This window comes from Olivibacter sp. LS-1, assembly GCF_008245145.1.
Lineage (GTDB): Bacteria > Bacteroidota > Bacteroidia > Sphingobacteriales > Sphingobacteriaceae > Olivibacter > Olivibacter oleidegradans.
The window spans coordinates 3,565,305-3,581,627 of sequence record NZ_CP041643.1; the positions used below are offsets into that span (position 1 = coordinate 3,565,305).

Sequence of the window (16,323 nt, forward strand, 5' to 3'; positions counted from 1 at the left end):
TTTAGTTGCAACCTGATTGCTCAATTACTTTCATGGTGTTGATAGCTAGATCATAAACTATTATTCTGACCATTCTTTCACATTATGAATGATCACATAGCCCGATTGAGTAACGGTGCGCAATGACTTAAGTACTTCTTTAATCTTTTCTTCGCTGTCAATAAAAGTGATGAGCAAGGGCACCTCGTCAAAACTGAAAAGATCATTAGGCCTACTTAGGTGACTGCCCTGTAGATAACCCAAACTTCCGTTAAAAGCAGTAGCGCTTTTTACCTGATGTTTGATTAGAAATTGCATAATAAATTCATAAAGAGGTTGACCTCCTAAAAATTCGTTTTTGTTAATGAAAATCTGTGCCTGTACCATGCTTTTGTTATTAGTTATTCATTGTTACGGTTGTCAGAAATAACCATTAATATCCGAAGGAAAGCCCCTTAAGTTGGATCGCTCCTTTTGTTACTACCTGGTCATTTTTTTCTAAGCCTTGCAAGACGACCAGGCGTTCGCCTATCTGTTGTCCTGTAGTTATAGTTTGTCTTTTGAATACACCATTACCTGCAACGATAAAAACATAATCTTTGCCATCTACTGTTACTAAGGATTCTTTGCTGACGGTCATATGGTTTCCAACATTCTTCAGATCGAACAGCACCTGTGCAAACATGCCAGCTTTCAGTAAGCTACTATTATCAAGCAAGCTTATGCGCAGCTTAACCATTCGCGTGGCGTTATCAACCACATCTGCAATGTCTTCTACCTGTCCTTTGAAAGTTTTATCCGGATAGGCAGAAAACAACACCTCGCAAGCGGCTCCCTCATGAATATTGCTAATTTGGTTTTCCGGAATATCGCATATCACGTATGCTTTACCGGCCGGTGCTTTTCGAAGCGCAGTCGGATCAAAACCGCCTTGTTTCAAGTTTGCTTCATACTGAATGAGTGATGCTTTTTCATTAGCGAGGTTGCTTTTTTCGAGGGAAAGTGCTGTCTGCGCTTCCAATACATCACGGCCCGTTGCTGCCCCGTGGTTCAATAGATCTGAAGCTCGGTCCAATTCGATTTCTTTCTGTTTCAGATTAATTTGCTGAATCTGATGAATATTGGTTTGGTGTTGTGCTAACGCCGTATAACTGGCGGCTAAGTCGGGATTGTCAAAAAGTACCACATTTTGGGATGCACCGGCTACAGAAGCTACGACGGTGGCGGCAATTTTTCCCGGAGCAGTATACGAGGCGGTTACAGAACCATCATAAACCGGCTCTGTTTGAAAGAAGTGCCTCATTGTACTATCCTTAAAGCTGATCGTTTGCCCATTATTACTTAAAATGGGTGCTTCAATACGTTCCAGTTTACTGTCTTCATGCGAAGCGCATGCTGTCCACAAGAAGGTGGATACTATTACATATAAAATCGGTTTCATCGCTAAATAATTCGTTTGTTTATTTTATTTCGGCTTGTTTTTTCGTTGAATGATCAAATCAGCCAGCCAACTGACCGATTAAGCCACTTGCATACAGTAATTGAATGTAACTTTGCCTGTAGAGTTGCAAGGCATCATAATATTGTTGTTGTGTTTCGAGCCAGCTACGTTGTGCTTCTAAAAAGTCGATCAGCGTGGTACCTCCTCGGAGATAGGCATATTTAACGTTGGCTAATATATGCTCTGCTTGTTTAAGCAGTCCATCCGTAAATTTATGCGTGTTTTGTCGTTGTGTTTGATAACTGGCATAGGCTGTCATCAATTCTGTTTGCGCTTTACTTTTTATCGCTGCATATTGTTGTTCTGACTGATCCTTAAGGATATATGCCTTTTTGATTTCACCCTGATTTCGGGAAAACAAGGGAAGGTCAAAGGATACGGTAAAGCCTGCATAATTAATCGTGTTTTGTGGGTTCCACATAAATCCAAATTCAGGAACGGGTACCGCGAGGCTTCGTTGCAGGGAAATATTCTTATTAGACACATTAATCAATGACTGCGCGGCTCTTATGTCGGATCGATTAGCAAGTGCCTCTTGCAGTAGTGAGTCCAAGCCTAGATCGCCCTTTAAAGCAAATTGATCTGAAATATCGATATCATTAACTTGCGATCCGATTAAATAACTGAGTTCCATCAGTCGGTTGCTCAGGTCCTGTTCAGCGCTTTTAACCTTTAGTTCATATTCTTTTGCCAAGAGTTGCGTACGCATAAAATCGGTTTGCGTTATCACCTGGTTTTTAAGTCGCACCTTGTTAATATCACTGAGCGAATCGATATTACTTTTGGCTATTTTCAGAATATCTAATTGCTTATGAGCGGTGTAAACTTCCATCCATTTGGAAGCAACCTCCGCAAATACCCCTCGTTCTGTTTCCTGATAATTCTTATTCGATAAATCAATTTGCTCTTTTGCTAAATCAATTTTTTTTTGGCGCTGACCTGCCAACTGAAAGGGTTTGGTAAGTGTAAAAAGCGATTGACGATTCAACGGATCAGACCACGAGGTACGGGGTGCAAAGTTTTTGCCTTGCGTGAGCTGAATGGTTTCATTGTGAAAGGATGGATTAGGCCGTAATGCGGCAGTGGTGCTGTCTGCCTGCGCTGCCTTAATTTGATAAAGCTCGGTTTTTAAATTTGGGTTTTGCGTTTTCGCAATATAAAGTGCGTCCCTTAAGCTAATGCTTTGCGCATTGGCTGCACCTAAACCATAAAAGCACAAAACTCCAATCATCCAAAAAAATCTTTGCATAATCATGATATTATTTCCATGCAAAGTTGGAAAACGTGTGTCTGACGAGCGGTTAGAAAGCTTTTATATTTTTATTAGAAAAATATTAGAAGGGGTTAAGTAGTTAAATATTTGAGTAGGAAAAGTCCCGTGCGGGCTTAAAGCATACTGCGTATAGCTTAATGCTTACTATAAAGCCGAAAGCTGATTGCTGATTTCCGATGGCTAAAAAGTTGTAGTGGCACTGGCTCATGCCTCAAGCGTACTGCTTAAAGCCTATAGCCTATTAAACATGCGGTAACTTAACCTCGAACCGAGTGCCGCTACCTAAGATTGAAAATACACTTATTTCTCCATGGTGAAGATTAATAATCCGTTGAGAGAGCGCCATGCCAATACCATGACCGCTGGAGTGATTTTTATTCTGCCCTCTATAAAAAGGGATAAAAATTTTATGCAGGTCTTCGTCGGAAATACCGGTGCCGTGATCAATAAAATCAATGATTGCATGATTATTTTGGTAGGAGATCTTCACCTCGCAACTTTGATCTTCCGAAAATTTACATGCATTTTCCATGACATTCGTAAAAGCGACCTGTAGAAGATAGTTGTTTCCACTAATGGTGATTTCGTCTTCGCCGTCCGGAATCTCCGTGAAATCAATTGTAATATGATAGGAAGGAGCCTGTTTTTCCAATTGATGCTTTGCGTCCAATAGAATCTCGTCGATCCGAAGGGCTTTGAAGGATATTTGGGTGGGATCGTAACTTGCTTTTGCAAGATCCAGTAAGCTTGTTGTCAGCTTAGCTAGTGTTTGTGCATCTTTAAGAGTTAGTCGAATAGTCTGTTGATATTGTTCAATGCTTCTTGGTTTGTTGGAGGATAGTTCCAGTTCTGTGATGATCGTTGATAAGGGCGTTCTCACTTCATGAGCAATATTGGATACAAACTCTTTCTGGGCGTTGAAGGATTTCTCCAATCGATTAAGCATTTCGTTAAAAGTGATCGCTAATTCTGCCAATTCATCTTTGCCACTGCCAACGTTGATTCTGGAATCTAAATTGCTGGCTGTAATTTCCTCCACATTCTCCACCATATCTGAAACGGGTTTTAACGCTTGTTCTGCTGAAAAGCGACCGGCAACGACGATCAACAACAGGGAGAGGCAGAAGGCAATAGCTAAATATTCCAGTATCGTGTTCAGCTTTTCTTCGCCATAACGATCGATTGCGGCCGCTGTAATGATATAGGTTTTATTGCTGTGTGTAAGTGTAAAAGCCGTAACATAGTAGTTATTGTATTTGTACCTGATTTCGCTATTTTTAACAATTGAGTCGAGCAATTGGGGTGTTTCTTTTACAATGTCTTTGTTCTCGGCATCGTGATAGATGAGTCGATACGATTCATCATAAATAGCCACCTCTTCGTTAATTACCCTTCGGGTATTATTAGCATATATCGTTTGCAGCACTTCCGGTTTGATATTCAGATCGAACAGAAAATAAACTTTTGTAATGGCGTGCTGTTTGATCTGATTGTAAAACTCGTCTTTTTGATCATTTGCAAAGGAAAGGTAAAAGAACAAAGCGAAGACTAAAAGGACGCCGGCCGACAGAAGCGAATATAAGAGGGTTAATTTATTCCTGATTTTCATCTCGATGCTTATTCAGTCTTGAAAATAAACCCCATTCCCGGTTTGGTATGTATATATTTTTCTTCAAAAGCTTTGTCAATTTTGTTACGCAAATAGTTGATGTATACATCAATAAAATTAGTCCCCGTGTCAAAAGTGGTATCCCATACTTTTTCTGCTATTTCAACGCGCGGGAGAACTCTTCCTTTGTTGCGGATCATATACTCTAACAGTTTGAACTCTTTCGGCGTGAGATTGATCTCAACGTTGCCCCGTTTTACGATCCGCGTATGTAAATTCATTTCCAGTTCGCCCGCCTTTAATATAGCAGTACTTGCTGAATTGCTAGCGGAGCCCCTTTTAAGCAAAACCCTGATTCTGGCCTCCAATTCTCTAAAATCAAACGGCTTAACCAGGTAATCGTCAGCCCCTGCATCAAAACCTTCCAATTTATCGTCTGTTGTTCCTAAGGCTGTGAGCATAATAATAGGCAAATCCGGGTAGCTTTCTTTAATCTCGCGGCATAGATCTATGCCGTTGATTTTAGGAAGGATAATGTCCATAATAATCAGGTCGTAAGCCTGTTGCCATACCAGCTTTTTACCCAGTATACCATCATAGGCCACGGTAGTTTTGTATCCCAGTTCCTCCAACCCGCGTTGAAGTAATTGAGCAATACGCGATTCGTCTTCAATGATAAGAATATGCATTATCCCGGGGTTTATTCGTTACAAACTTAACTAAAATTTGGATTTGTGAATAGTTGAGTTGCTGAATCGTTGAGTAGGTTTTATTCGTGTTGAATGATGAATTTTGGGTTGTGTCTGTGAGATTGGTTAAATGGGCGAGTAGAGGAGTAGTTGAGTAGGGGAGTTATCAATTAGCCAATGTGATGACGAACCGATGTGATGATGGGCTGGCGCGACCTAATGCCCGCTGCTTATAGTGTACGGCCATATTAATAACAGTAGTTTTGCGTTGGCACTAACCAAAGCTGATATCCGAAAGCTGATTGCTGACAGCTTAAGGCTTATTGCCTATGGCTTATAGCTTGACAATTAGCCAATTTGATAACCGAACAAAGAGAGTTCAGAATACCTCCGAAATAAACAGAGAGTAAATAATAATGTCGTGGGAGCTAAAAGCTCAGGGTCTATGACTTACTGCTTATTAACAAAAAAGCCCTCAATCGGGGAGATTGAGGGACTTTTACTAACCAATTATAAACCTAAATTATGATGACACAAAGGTAAACTGATTCATAATGAATTACAAGTCGTGCCGATCGTCTTTTGTTTCTTGAATTAGTTATATCTTGATTTTCAGTCATTTGCTACATATCGGTGATAAACTTTGACTGGAAATGATAAACGTAATATCAATGTATAGTGAAATCATTCTTTAACGACTCCACAAGGGGATCTTAAGGGGTAAATTTTGAATCCATATTAACTATAACATAATAAGAAAATAATAGGGACATAATAGGGACTTTATAGGGAAAATTCCTTAAAATATACCTATGAAATAATAGCTATTTATTTTTTTATGATAAACACTGGGTAAAAACAGGTATATTCGTAGGAACAACTATAAATCAAATGATTATGGCGATTATAAAAAATGGCATAAACGGTTCTTTTTTTGGTAAAGTAGGCAGTGTTATTGGTTACGAATGGAGAGGGATACCCGTAATGCGAGGTTTGCCCAAAAAGCGTACATCGCCTCCCTCAGAAAAGGAATTAGCGAATCGTGAGCGCATGCGTATCATGCAGAAATTCCTTCAGGATAGCAAAAATTTTATTGATTTAGGTTTTCAACTTGAAGCGAAAGCAAGGAATATGTCTGCATTTAATGCCGCGATGAGTTATAATAAAAAGTACGCAATAACAGGTAGCTATCCTGATCTCAAGATCGATTATGAGAAACTTCTTGTTTCAAAGGGTCTATTAATTACCCCAACCAATCCATCCGTTGCCTACGTCGAAGGTACGCTTCATTTTAAGTGGGATGCGGTGGCTGCGCCTACTAAAGTACGTACACTTTTATTTGCCTTCACAGAAGATCGGGAATATATGAATGCCAGCTATGGTCTTGTTTATGGCGATTCAGGAGAAGACTTGTTGGAGTTTGACTTATCTGAATCAAATTATCCGAATGCGGTAAGAATTCATTCGTATATCGCATTTATAAATGTGATGAACGATGCCATATCCAATAGCGTTTATTGTGGCGTAATAGAAAGCTAAATCCTTATCTTTGCCGCATGTTTAGTAAAGAAGAAATTGTCGCTTCCTACCAACAGATTCAAGATACTATCTGTAAGGGCTTAGAGGAAGCGGATGGGAAAGCGTTTTTTGAAGAAGAACGTTGGACACGAGAGGGTGGGGGTGGCGGACGCACCCGCATCATACAGGATGGAAACGTAATCGAACGGGGAGGAGTGAATTTCTCCGCGGTGCACGGTAAGTTGCCGGAGAAAATAAAGGCTGCTTTTGATGTGCAGGAAGACGATTTTTTTGCAACGGGTGTTTCTATTGTCATTCATCCCAAAAATCCTTGGGTTCCTATTATCCATATGAATATCCGTTACTTCGAACTAAATGAGCAAACAAGGTGGTTTGGAGGGGGGATAGACCTAACACCGCATTATGTGATTTCCGAAGATGCTGCGTTTTTTCATAAACGATTAAAAGATATCTGTGATCAATTTCAAACGGATTTTTATGCTCGGTTCAAAAAATGGGCAGATGATTATTTCTTTATAAAGCACCGCAATGAAACACGTGGTATTGGCGGCATTTTCTATGATCGTTTGCAACCCGATAATAGCAAGCTAAGCTATGACCAACTCTTCGAATTTTCCAAAAGACTCGGCGAAGGTTTCGTACCTATTTATGCGGAACTGATCAAACGAAATCAAAACAAAGCCTTTACCCCAAACGAAAAAGATTGGCAGTTTATCCGGAGAAGCAGGTATGTTGAGTTTAACTTAGTGTATGATTCCGGTACCAAGTTTGGTTTGGAGACCAATGGACGGATTGAATCTATTCTTATGAGTTTACCGCCTCAGGCAAATTGGGTTTACAATTTCCAGCCAAAGACAGGTTCCGAAGAGGAGAAAACACTACGGCTTTTAAAAAAGGATATTGACTGGGTAGGAAGCCATTAGTAGCATGGCAATAGGAAAGAAAGGAATGCCACTTACCAATACAAGGCGAGACGGAATAAACGGAAAAACGGCAATCTTCGTTATTGACACCCCCGTGTCACGGTGGTCAATTCTCAAAGATTTTTATTATTTTCGCAAGCACTAAAGCGAAACTTTTTTTTAACGGACTAAACAAGTATGGCTGACGAAACAGAAAATGACGATAATTTGGTGCCGGCTAACGACCGGATCATACCTATTAGTATAGAAGAGGAAATGAAATCTGCCTACATCGATTACTCGATGTCGGTTATTGTTTCAAGAGCCCTACCAGATGTTCGGGACGGCTTGAAGCCCGTCCATAGAAGGGTTTTATATGGGATGTTGGACTTAGGGGTTACCAGTGGAAAACCTTATAAAAAATCAGCTCGTATTGTAGGGGATGTATTGGGTAAGTATCACCCACATGGCGACTCGTCTGTTTATGATACAATGGTACGGATGGCCCAGGAGTGGAGTCTCCGTTATCCACTGGTAGACGGCCAGGGAAACTTTGGATCCATTGACGGAGATAGCCCCGCAGCGATGCGTTATACGGAAGCCAGGTTAAAGCGGATTGCCGAGGAAATGCTGGCTGATATAAATAAAGATACCATTGATTACCAATTAAACTTTGACGATTCGCTTCAGGAACCAACGGTTCTGCCGACCAAAATTCCGAATCTATTGGTGAATGGTGCATCAGGTATTGCCGTTGGTATGGCAACCAATATGGCACCTCACAATCTGAGCGAGGTAATTGATGGGACAGTCGCTTACATTGACAATCGTGACATTACCGTTGCCGAGCTTATGCAGCATATTAAAGCGCCTGATTTTCCTACGGGAGGCGTTATATACGGCTATGCAGGAGTACAAGATGCCTTCGAAACGGGGAGAGGACGAGTTGTCATGCGCGCTAAGGCGGAGATAGAGGTTTCCAAGAACGATAAAGAAACCATTATCGTAACCGAAATTCCTTACCAGGTTAACAAAGCGGAAATGATTAAACGGACCGCAGATCTTGTTAACGAGAAAAAAATTGAAGGAATATCTGCTATCCGGGATGAATCGGATAGAGATGGTATGCGCATCGTGTATGATATAAAAAGAGATGCAAATGCCTCTATTGTATTAAATAATCTTTTCAAATATACTGCCTTACAGACTTCCTTTAGTGTAAACAATATAGCACTGGTGCACGGGCGACCGATGTTGTTGAATCTTAAAGATATGATTCATCATTTCGTGGAGCATCGTCATGAAGTGATTATACGGCGTACCAAATTCGAGCTGGCTGAAGCCGAGAAACGGGCACATATATTAGAGGGTTTATTGATTGCTCTTGACCATTTGGACGAAGTTATCCAATTGATACGTTCTTCCGAAACACCGGAAGATGCACGCGTTGGTTTAATGGAAAAATTCGGTTTATCTGATATCCAAGCGCGAGCAATCCTTGATATGACGCTCAGAAGGTTAACCGGACTGGAACGTGACAAAATCAAAGAGGAATATGCGGAATTGATGAAAACCATTGAGTATTTGAAATCCGTACTGGCGGATGAAGGACTGAGAATGAAAATCATCAAGGACGAATTGCTGGAAGTCAAAGAGAAATTTGGTGACGAACGTCGTTCGCAGATTGTACACTCCGCAGAAGATATGCGGATGGAAGATTTTATCGATGATGAGGAAATCGTGATCACCATATCACATGAGGGGTACGTGAAGCGTACACCATTAACGGAATACCGCTTGCAGGCGAGGGGAGGAAAGGGCTCTTTGGGGTCTACAACGAAGGAAGAGGATTTTACGGAGCATATCATTACTGCTTCTGCCCATAACTACATGCTCTTTTTTACTGAGGCAGGTCGTTGTTTCTGGTTGCGGGCATTCGAAATCCCGGAAGGTACCCGTACGTCTAGAGGAAGAGCGATACAGAATATCATCAATATCCCGAAAGAAGAGAAAATTAAAGCCTATATCAAGGTGAAAAATTTGAAAGATCAGGATTATCTGGAGAATAATTTCATCATTATGTGTACAAAAGGCGGCACTATTAAAAAGACATCATTAGAAGCGTACTCGCGGCCAAGAGCAAATGGTATTAACGCTATCAATATTAATGAGGGTGATCAACTTTTGGAGGCATGTTTGACAAACGGTAACAGTGAAATCGTAATGGCGTTAAAATCAGGCCGAGCTATTCGCTTTAATGAGTCGACGGTGCGTCCAATGGGAAGAACAGCTACGGGCGTGCGTGGCGTAACGCTTGCGGGGCTGGATGATGAAGTTGTTGGCATGATTAGTGTTAATACAAATGATGCGACGATATTGGTTGTTTCTGAAAAGGGTTACGGAAAGCGGACGGATATTGACGATTATCGCGTAACAAATAGAGGCGGTAAGGGGGTTAAGACCCTTAATGTAACTGAAAAGACAGGGCTGCTGGTGGCGATCAAGGATGTGACCGATAATGACGACTTAATGATTATTAATCGGTCTGGAATTGTAATTCGTATTGCAGTTAGTCAGCTTCGCGTGATGGGAAGAGCTACGCAAGGTGTTCGCTTGATTAATTTGAAAGAGAATGATCAGATTGCATCCATTACAAAAGTTGACCACGATGAAGTAGAAGGTCTTGATGTCACAGAAACTAGTGTAGGGAATGATGCGTCGACAGAAAACGAGGGAGAAGTCGATAATTCTACAAGCGATAAAGGCCAAGACGAGACAAACGAATAGGCCTGTTTAGCGAGGTTTCAGGTAATATGGAATAACATATTGCCTGAAATTGAAGTGTTTAGTGACGGATAAGTGAGAAAGGATAACCAAGGCAAATGTAAACCTTAAATTTGAGTAGCGGCAAACATCCTGATTGACAAGCGATGCGAGCTTTAAAAAAGAACATATTAATGAAAAGTGATCTATATAAACATATCATCACTAGTACTGTGCTACTTGTTCTCTTCTGTACGCAACTGAGCTGGGCTCAGTCTAACCTTAAAGAGGGGAACAATAATTTTGCCCGGTATACGAAATCGGGCGATATTAAGGATTTGTTAGAGGCCAGAAAGTTTGCTGATCTTGCTTATAAAGAACGTAGAGATTCTGCTTCTTATAATAACACCTTGCTAAGGGGCCTTGTTTACAGCAGCTTGGCGGTAGCTGATTCAAACCGAACACAGAAGTATGTGAAAGACCCCATTGAAGAAGCCGAGTTCATGCTAAGCAGGTTGAATGATGAACAGCTGAATTACGAAAATGAGGCACAGATCAATTATTTGAAAAAACGGTTGGCGGCGGCTTATTTGATCCGAGCCAACCGTGCGCTGACGAATAATAATTACGAAGAGGCTTATGATCTTTTTGAAAAGGTCAATGCCTATAACAGTACGCCGAATACAAGACATAATTTGGCTTTATTAAGTGAGCGTTTGGATCGGCCGGATGACGCTGTTAAGTTATACAGTGATTTTATTGAGAATAAGTCATCTGCTAAACCTAGCTATATTCTGACTTTGGCTAAAATACATCTAAATAAAGGCGATAATAATGCCGCACAAAATGTATTACTGAAAGGACGGGAATATTTTCCTACCAATAAGGATATTCTTTTTGCTTTATTGAATCTTTATGCCGGTAACGGTGCTTATGATGCCATTGTAGTATTAGCCGATGAGGCGATTGCTATGGAGCCCGAAAGCGTTAATCTGAACTATCTGATCGGGTATGCTTATGAAATTACGGGCGACCGCGAGAAGGCCGAAAGTTATTATAAGCGGACTTTAGAGCTTGACCCCGATGATTATAATAGCAATTATGAGCTCGGTTTGCTGTATTTAAGAGATTTTGTAAAAGACCCCTCCGATTTGGAAAAGCAGTATGAAGCGCAACAATATTTATTAAAAGCAAACGAAATAGACCCGAATGCTGTTAATGCTTTAAAGTCTTTAGCTGTGCTATTTGATAAATCAGGAAACAGTGTTCAGCTCGAACGGGTGAACAGTCAGTTGAATCAAATGAATATGAACTAAAGCTTATTGCCTAATGAAGCGCCTAAAATAAGCTGACCTGGGAAGAGGCTTTGAAGCTTAACAAATAATAATCACTAAGAACACAAATTATAGAAAAATGAAAATTAAATCAATTTTATTAGCTACACTTTTATTGGGCTCAACCGTTGCCTTTGCGCAGAAAGGAGAGCTTAATAAAGCAAAAAGTAAATACAGTTCATTTGCTACCCTTACCGGTGGTGCTGTGGAGAATGTGCCGGAATTGGCAATGAAAGAACTGGGTGAAGCTAAGGAAGCTATTGATAAAGCCGCCACGCATGAAAAGACGAAGGATTTGCCGGAAACATGGACTTACTTGGCTTTGATCAACTCAGAGTATGCCATGATCAATCAAAAGTCAGGAAAGGCGGCAGAAGGGGAGGCCTCTTATAAGGCAGCGGGTGATGCTTTCTTAAAAGCAAAGAGTTTAAACGAAGGAAGTGATGATAAGGAATTGAAGGGAAATATGGACAGAGCTGGAAGCTTATTGGCCAATTACGAAATAGGTAACGGTGTAAAAGCATTTGAAACAAATGATTTTGCTTCTGCTTACACAGCCTTTAACAATGGATTGAAATATATGCCGGGGGATTCTATTTTAACTTTATATGCCGGTATTGCTGCTCAAAATAATCAACAATACGATGATGCGATCAGTAAATTTAAGACGTTAATTCCAAAAAGCTCGGATGCTTACCTCAATTTATCAGATGCATACCTAAAGAAAGGCGATACAGCATCGGCGGTTAAATACATCGATGAGGCAGCTACGAAGTTTCCGGATAGTGCAAAGATTATCAATCAGAAAATTGTGTTGAATATCACTACCGGCAATAGCGAGAAAGTAATTAAGGATATTGAATCTCAAATGGCTGCGGATCCGTCCAATGGGGAGCTTCCTTTCTTCTTAGGTTATGCATACGAATCCACAAAACAGCCTGATAAAGCATTGGAAGCGTATAAGAAAGGTATTGAAGCGAAACCGGATGACGCGCGTAACTATGGTGCAGCGGCAGCTATTATTTTAAATAAGGCACGTGATATATACAACGCAGCCAGCAGCATTCCAACAAATAAAGAGGCGGAATACAAAGCCAAATTACAAGAAGCCTATACTTTAGCTGATACAGCGGTACCTTATTTGGAAAAGGCTACTACGCTAGATCCAAAAACGAAAGGTTATTGGGAAAATATGCGTTTTTATTACCAGTTAAAAGGTGATGAGGCTAAAACGAAGGAAATTACGGATAAATTAAATGCGCTTTAAGAAGCTGCATTAATCACAAAAAAAGCTGTTCCCCATCAGGAACAGCTTTTTTTGTGATTAAAGTATCAAGTATCAGGACACCTGCCTACCGGCGGGCAGGTAAGTATCAGGTATCAGGACTTCCTATCTTATGTTTTACGTCCGATGTCTAACATCGCGTAATTCATCACTCATCTACAAACTAAATAATCCCCTCATTCAAAAGATCATGTAAATGGACAATACCATCATATTGATTATTGCGGACTACCAGTAATTGGGTGATATGATTGTTTCGCATCATATTGAGTGCATGAACGGCCAGCTCATCGTATTGAATCACCTTGGGGTTATTGCCCATGATATCTTCGGCCTTTAATTTCCCGATATCCTGATTCGACTCGAGCATTCTACGGATATCGCCATCGGTGATAATCCCACTTATTTTTTTATCGTTCACGACGGCAACAGCACCTAATCGATTTTTGGTTATTTCCACCAGGACAGCTTTAATAGGCGTATCACTTTTCACCTCGGGCTTTGCATTCTGGCGCGCTAAATCGGTTACTTTGAGATATAAGCGTTTCCCTAGCGCACCCCCCGGATGATACTTAGCAAAGTCGTCATTTGTGAAAGATCGACATTCCAGAAGACAAATAGCGAGCGCATCGCCCATAGCCAGCTGGGCCGTTGTGCTGGTAGTTGGTGCCAGGTTCAAGGGACAAGCCTCTCTGGACACGGTCGTGTCCAGTATAAAATCGGCTTGTTCAGCCAAATATGATTTTGTATTTCCAACCATTGCGATTATCTTTGCGTTGGAATTTTTAAGCAGTGGTACAAGCACTTTAATTTCCGGAGTATTTCCGCTCTTAGAGATGGCTATTACAATATCTTCTTGTTGTAGCATCCCTAAATCTCCGTGAATGGCGTCTGCCGCATGCATGAAAATTGCCGGTGTTCCTGTAGAGTTCATGGTGGCAACAATTTTCTGTGCGATGATAGCACTTTTACCTATTCCTGTAATAATTACGCGGCCCTTTATATCGAGTATGGCATGTACGGTGTTGATAAAATCTTCGTTGATATTTTTTGTCAGTTTACTGATCGCTTCGGCTTCTAATGTAAGTGCGGAAATGGCAATATTTTCAATGTCGGATTTGGTTTTCACGGATATTTTTTATTAATTTTAGTAAGAATTAAGGCAAATTTATGTTATTTTAAACATTAATAGACATAAGCCTTTCTTTAATTTTTCGGAAGGACAATGGAGATAGAAAAAACATTATTTGACAATTTGCAGAATTTTTTTGGTTTTGATACTTTCAAGGGAGATCAAGAGGCGATAATAACCAATATTCTGCAAAAGAAGGACACGTTTGTAATAATGCCAACCGGTGGCGGAAAATCAATATGTTATCAGTTACCGGCGTTAATGAGTGAGGGAACCGCTGTTGTTATATCCCCATTGATTGCACTGATGAAGAATCAAGTAGATCAATTAAGGGCATTTGGAGGTGCAGATAGCATTGCTCATTTTCTAAATTCATCGCTCAATAAAAGTGAAATTACAAGGGTTAAACAGGATGTACTGGATGGGAAGACAAAACTTCTATACGTAGCACCTGAATCCCTCGCAAAAACAGACAATATTGAATTCCTGAAATTAATTACCGTTTCGTTTGTTGCTGTCGACGAGGCACACTGTATTTCGGAGTGGGGACATGATTTCAGACCTGAGTATCGCAAGATAAGGCAGGTAATCAACGGGATAGGGGAGAATATCCCGATTATTGCTTTGACGGCTACAGCCACCCCGAAGGTACAATCTGATATACGGAAAAATTTGCAAATGAATGATGCGACCTTATTCAAGTCCTCATTCAATCGGCCTAATTTATATTACGAGGTACGACCTAAGAAAAATGTCGTTAAGGAAATTGTAAAATTTATAAAAAATAACCCTTCCAAATCCGGTATCATCTATTGTTTAAGTCGTAAAAAGGTGGAAGAGATCGCCGAAGTGCTTAATATTAATGGTATTTCCGCTCTTCCTTATCACGCGGGTTTGGATGCAAAGACAAGAGCTGAGACACAAGATAAATTCCTGATGGAGGATGTCGAAGTTATTGTAGCAACCATTGCTTTTGGTATGGGAATTGACAAGCCGGATGTCCGTTATGTTATTCACCATGATATTCCAAAAAGCATGGAAGGTTATTACCAAGAGACAGGCCGTGCCGGACGCGACGGAGGGGAAGGCGTTTGTATTGCCTTTTATTCGGAAAAGGATATCGAAAAATTAACTAAATTCATGAAGGATAAACCGGTTTCTGAAAGGGAAATCGGTACCCAAATATTGAAGGAGGTGATCGATTACTCCGAATCCTCTGTGTGTAGGAGAAAGCAGATATTACATTACTTTGGCGAGAACTTCAATGAGGCCGGCTGCAATAACATGTGCGATAATTGTAATAGCCATCGTACGCAATTTGATGCTGAAGAATCGTTGCATAAGACTTTATCCTTTATCAAAGAACAGGGAGAAAAATTTGATGACTTTCATATTACGAATGTGATGATCGGTCAAAATAACCAGCCTGTGTCTTCTTACAAACATGATATTCATCCTTTTTTTGGTACTGGAAAAGAGCAAGGGGTGATCTATTGGAAGTCTTTGCTTAGGCAGGCGGTATTGAATAACTATTTATACAAGGATATTGACAATTATGGATTGCTAAAGTTAACCAAAACGGGGGCAGACTATATTGAAAACCCCTATAGTGTTAAGTTTTACTTGAATAATCCAATGGAGAAAGCAGACGAAGAAGGGGATGAGACACCGGCACAGAGTGGAGGTGCTTTGGATACACAGCTCTTGCAGATGCTTAAGGACCTGCGAAAGAAAATTGCAAAAAGTAAGGGACTTCCTCCATTCGTTATTTTTCAAGATCCATCGCTGGAAGAAATGTGTACGCATTATCCGATAACTTTAGACGAATTGAAACAGATCCATGGAGTAGGGGCGGGAAAGGCTGCTAAATTCGGGAGTCAGTTTGTTTCGCTAATCAAAAGCTATGTTGAGGAGAATGATATTGATCGTCCGGTAGACTTGGTTATTAAAGGAACGGCTAATAAGTCGGCTTTAAAGGTTTCCATTATTCAAAATATTGATAGAAAGATCGGTTTGGATGATATTGCTTCTGCTAAAGGGCTGTCATACGAAGATGTATTAAAGGAGGTGGAATCCATTGTTAATTCGGGTACCAAATTGAATTTAAACTACTTTATCGATGAAATGATTGATCTTGACCGTCAAGATGAGGTTTTCGACTATTTCCGTACAGCTGAAGTTGACTCTATTGACGTAGCACTAAAGGATTTAGGAACCGAAGACTATACTTTTGAGGAAATACAACTCATGCGAATTAAATTTATGTCTGAGTTGGGGAATTAGTCGATAGTAAAAAGTCGAGTGGTTGAATAGTAGA

General features: G+C 40.4%; 12 protein-coding genes. 6 read left to right on the plus strand and 6 right to left on the minus strand.

What is annotated here, in order from left to right:
- Positions 1-60 precede the first annotated feature (60 nt).
- The 5 genes from FKG96_RS14570 to FKG96_RS14590 form a co-directional block, all read right to left on the minus strand.
- Positions 61-366, minus strand: a complete 306-nt coding sequence (locus FKG96_RS14570) for a DUF190 domain-containing protein (RefSeq protein ID WP_149105695.1) — start codon at positions 364-366, stop codon at positions 61-63.
- A 46-nt stretch (positions 367-412) separates the two neighbouring features.
- The gene (locus FKG96_RS14575) at positions 413-1,420 is read right to left on the minus strand and encodes an efflux RND transporter periplasmic adaptor subunit (RefSeq protein ID WP_130857793.1); all 1,008 of its coding nucleotides are present in this window, start codon (positions 1,418-1,420) and stop codon (positions 413-415) included.
- Between the two features lie 58 nt (positions 1,421-1,478).
- Complete coding sequence (locus tag FKG96_RS14580) at positions 1,479-2,729, minus strand: TolC family protein (protein ID WP_168204565.1); 1,251 nt, start codon at positions 2,727-2,729, stop codon at positions 1,479-1,481.
- 265 nt (positions 2,730-2,994) lie between these two features.
- On the minus strand, positions 2,995-4,362 hold the full coding sequence (locus tag FKG96_RS14585; RefSeq protein WP_130857791.1) for an ATP-binding protein: 1,368 nt from the start codon (positions 4,360-4,362) through the stop codon (positions 2,995-2,997).
- An 8-nt stretch (positions 4,363-4,370) separates the two neighbouring features.
- Positions 4,371-5,051, minus strand: a complete 681-nt coding sequence (locus FKG96_RS14590) for a response regulator transcription factor (RefSeq protein WP_013666616.1) — start codon at positions 5,049-5,051, stop codon at positions 4,371-4,373.
- Between the two features lie 897 nt (positions 5,052-5,948).
- Here FKG96_RS14590 and FKG96_RS14595 point away from each other — a divergent pair.
- From FKG96_RS14595 to FKG96_RS14615, 5 genes are all read left to right on the plus strand, one after another.
- Positions 5,949-6,590: a DUF6266 family protein gene (locus FKG96_RS14595; RefSeq protein WP_130857790.1), complete on the plus strand. Its 642-nt coding sequence runs from the start codon at positions 5,949-5,951 to the stop codon at positions 6,588-6,590.
- Positions 6,591-6,607: 17 nt separating this feature from the next.
- Complete coding sequence (gene hemF / locus FKG96_RS14600; RefSeq protein ID WP_149105697.1) at positions 6,608-7,513, plus strand: oxygen-dependent coproporphyrinogen oxidase; 906 nt, start codon at positions 6,608-6,610, stop codon at positions 7,511-7,513.
- A gap of 177 nt (positions 7,514-7,690) precedes the next feature.
- The gene (gene gyrA / locus FKG96_RS14605) at positions 7,691-10,279 is read left to right on the plus strand and encodes a DNA gyrase subunit A (RefSeq protein WP_149105698.1); all 2,589 of its coding nucleotides are present in this window, start codon (positions 7,691-7,693) and stop codon (positions 10,277-10,279) included.
- A 170-nt stretch (positions 10,280-10,449) separates the two neighbouring features.
- Positions 10,450-11,571, plus strand: a complete 1,122-nt coding sequence (locus FKG96_RS14610; RefSeq protein WP_165447047.1) for a lipopolysaccharide assembly protein LapB — start codon at positions 10,450-10,452, stop codon at positions 11,569-11,571.
- 97 nt (positions 11,572-11,668) lie between these two features.
- Positions 11,669-12,856: a lipopolysaccharide assembly protein LapB gene (locus tag FKG96_RS14615; RefSeq protein WP_130857786.1), complete on the plus strand. Its 1,188-nt coding sequence runs from the start codon at positions 11,669-11,671 to the stop codon at positions 12,854-12,856.
- A gap of 181 nt (positions 12,857-13,037) precedes the next feature.
- Here FKG96_RS14615 and FKG96_RS14620 read toward each other — a convergent pair whose 3' ends face one another.
- Positions 13,038-14,003 carry an SIS domain-containing protein gene (locus tag FKG96_RS14620; protein WP_013666623.1) on the minus strand — a complete coding sequence of 322 codons (966 nt, stop codon included), beginning with the start codon at positions 14,001-14,003 and terminating at the stop codon, positions 13,038-13,040.
- Between the two features lie 96 nt (positions 14,004-14,099).
- On the opposite strand from FKG96_RS14620, the gene recQ reads away from it, so the two are divergent.
- The gene (recQ, locus tag FKG96_RS14625; RefSeq protein WP_130857785.1) at positions 14,100-16,289 is read left to right on the plus strand and encodes a DNA helicase RecQ; all 2,190 of its coding nucleotides are present in this window, start codon (positions 14,100-14,102) and stop codon (positions 16,287-16,289) included.
- The last annotated feature ends 34 nt before the right edge of the window (positions 16,290-16,323 follow it).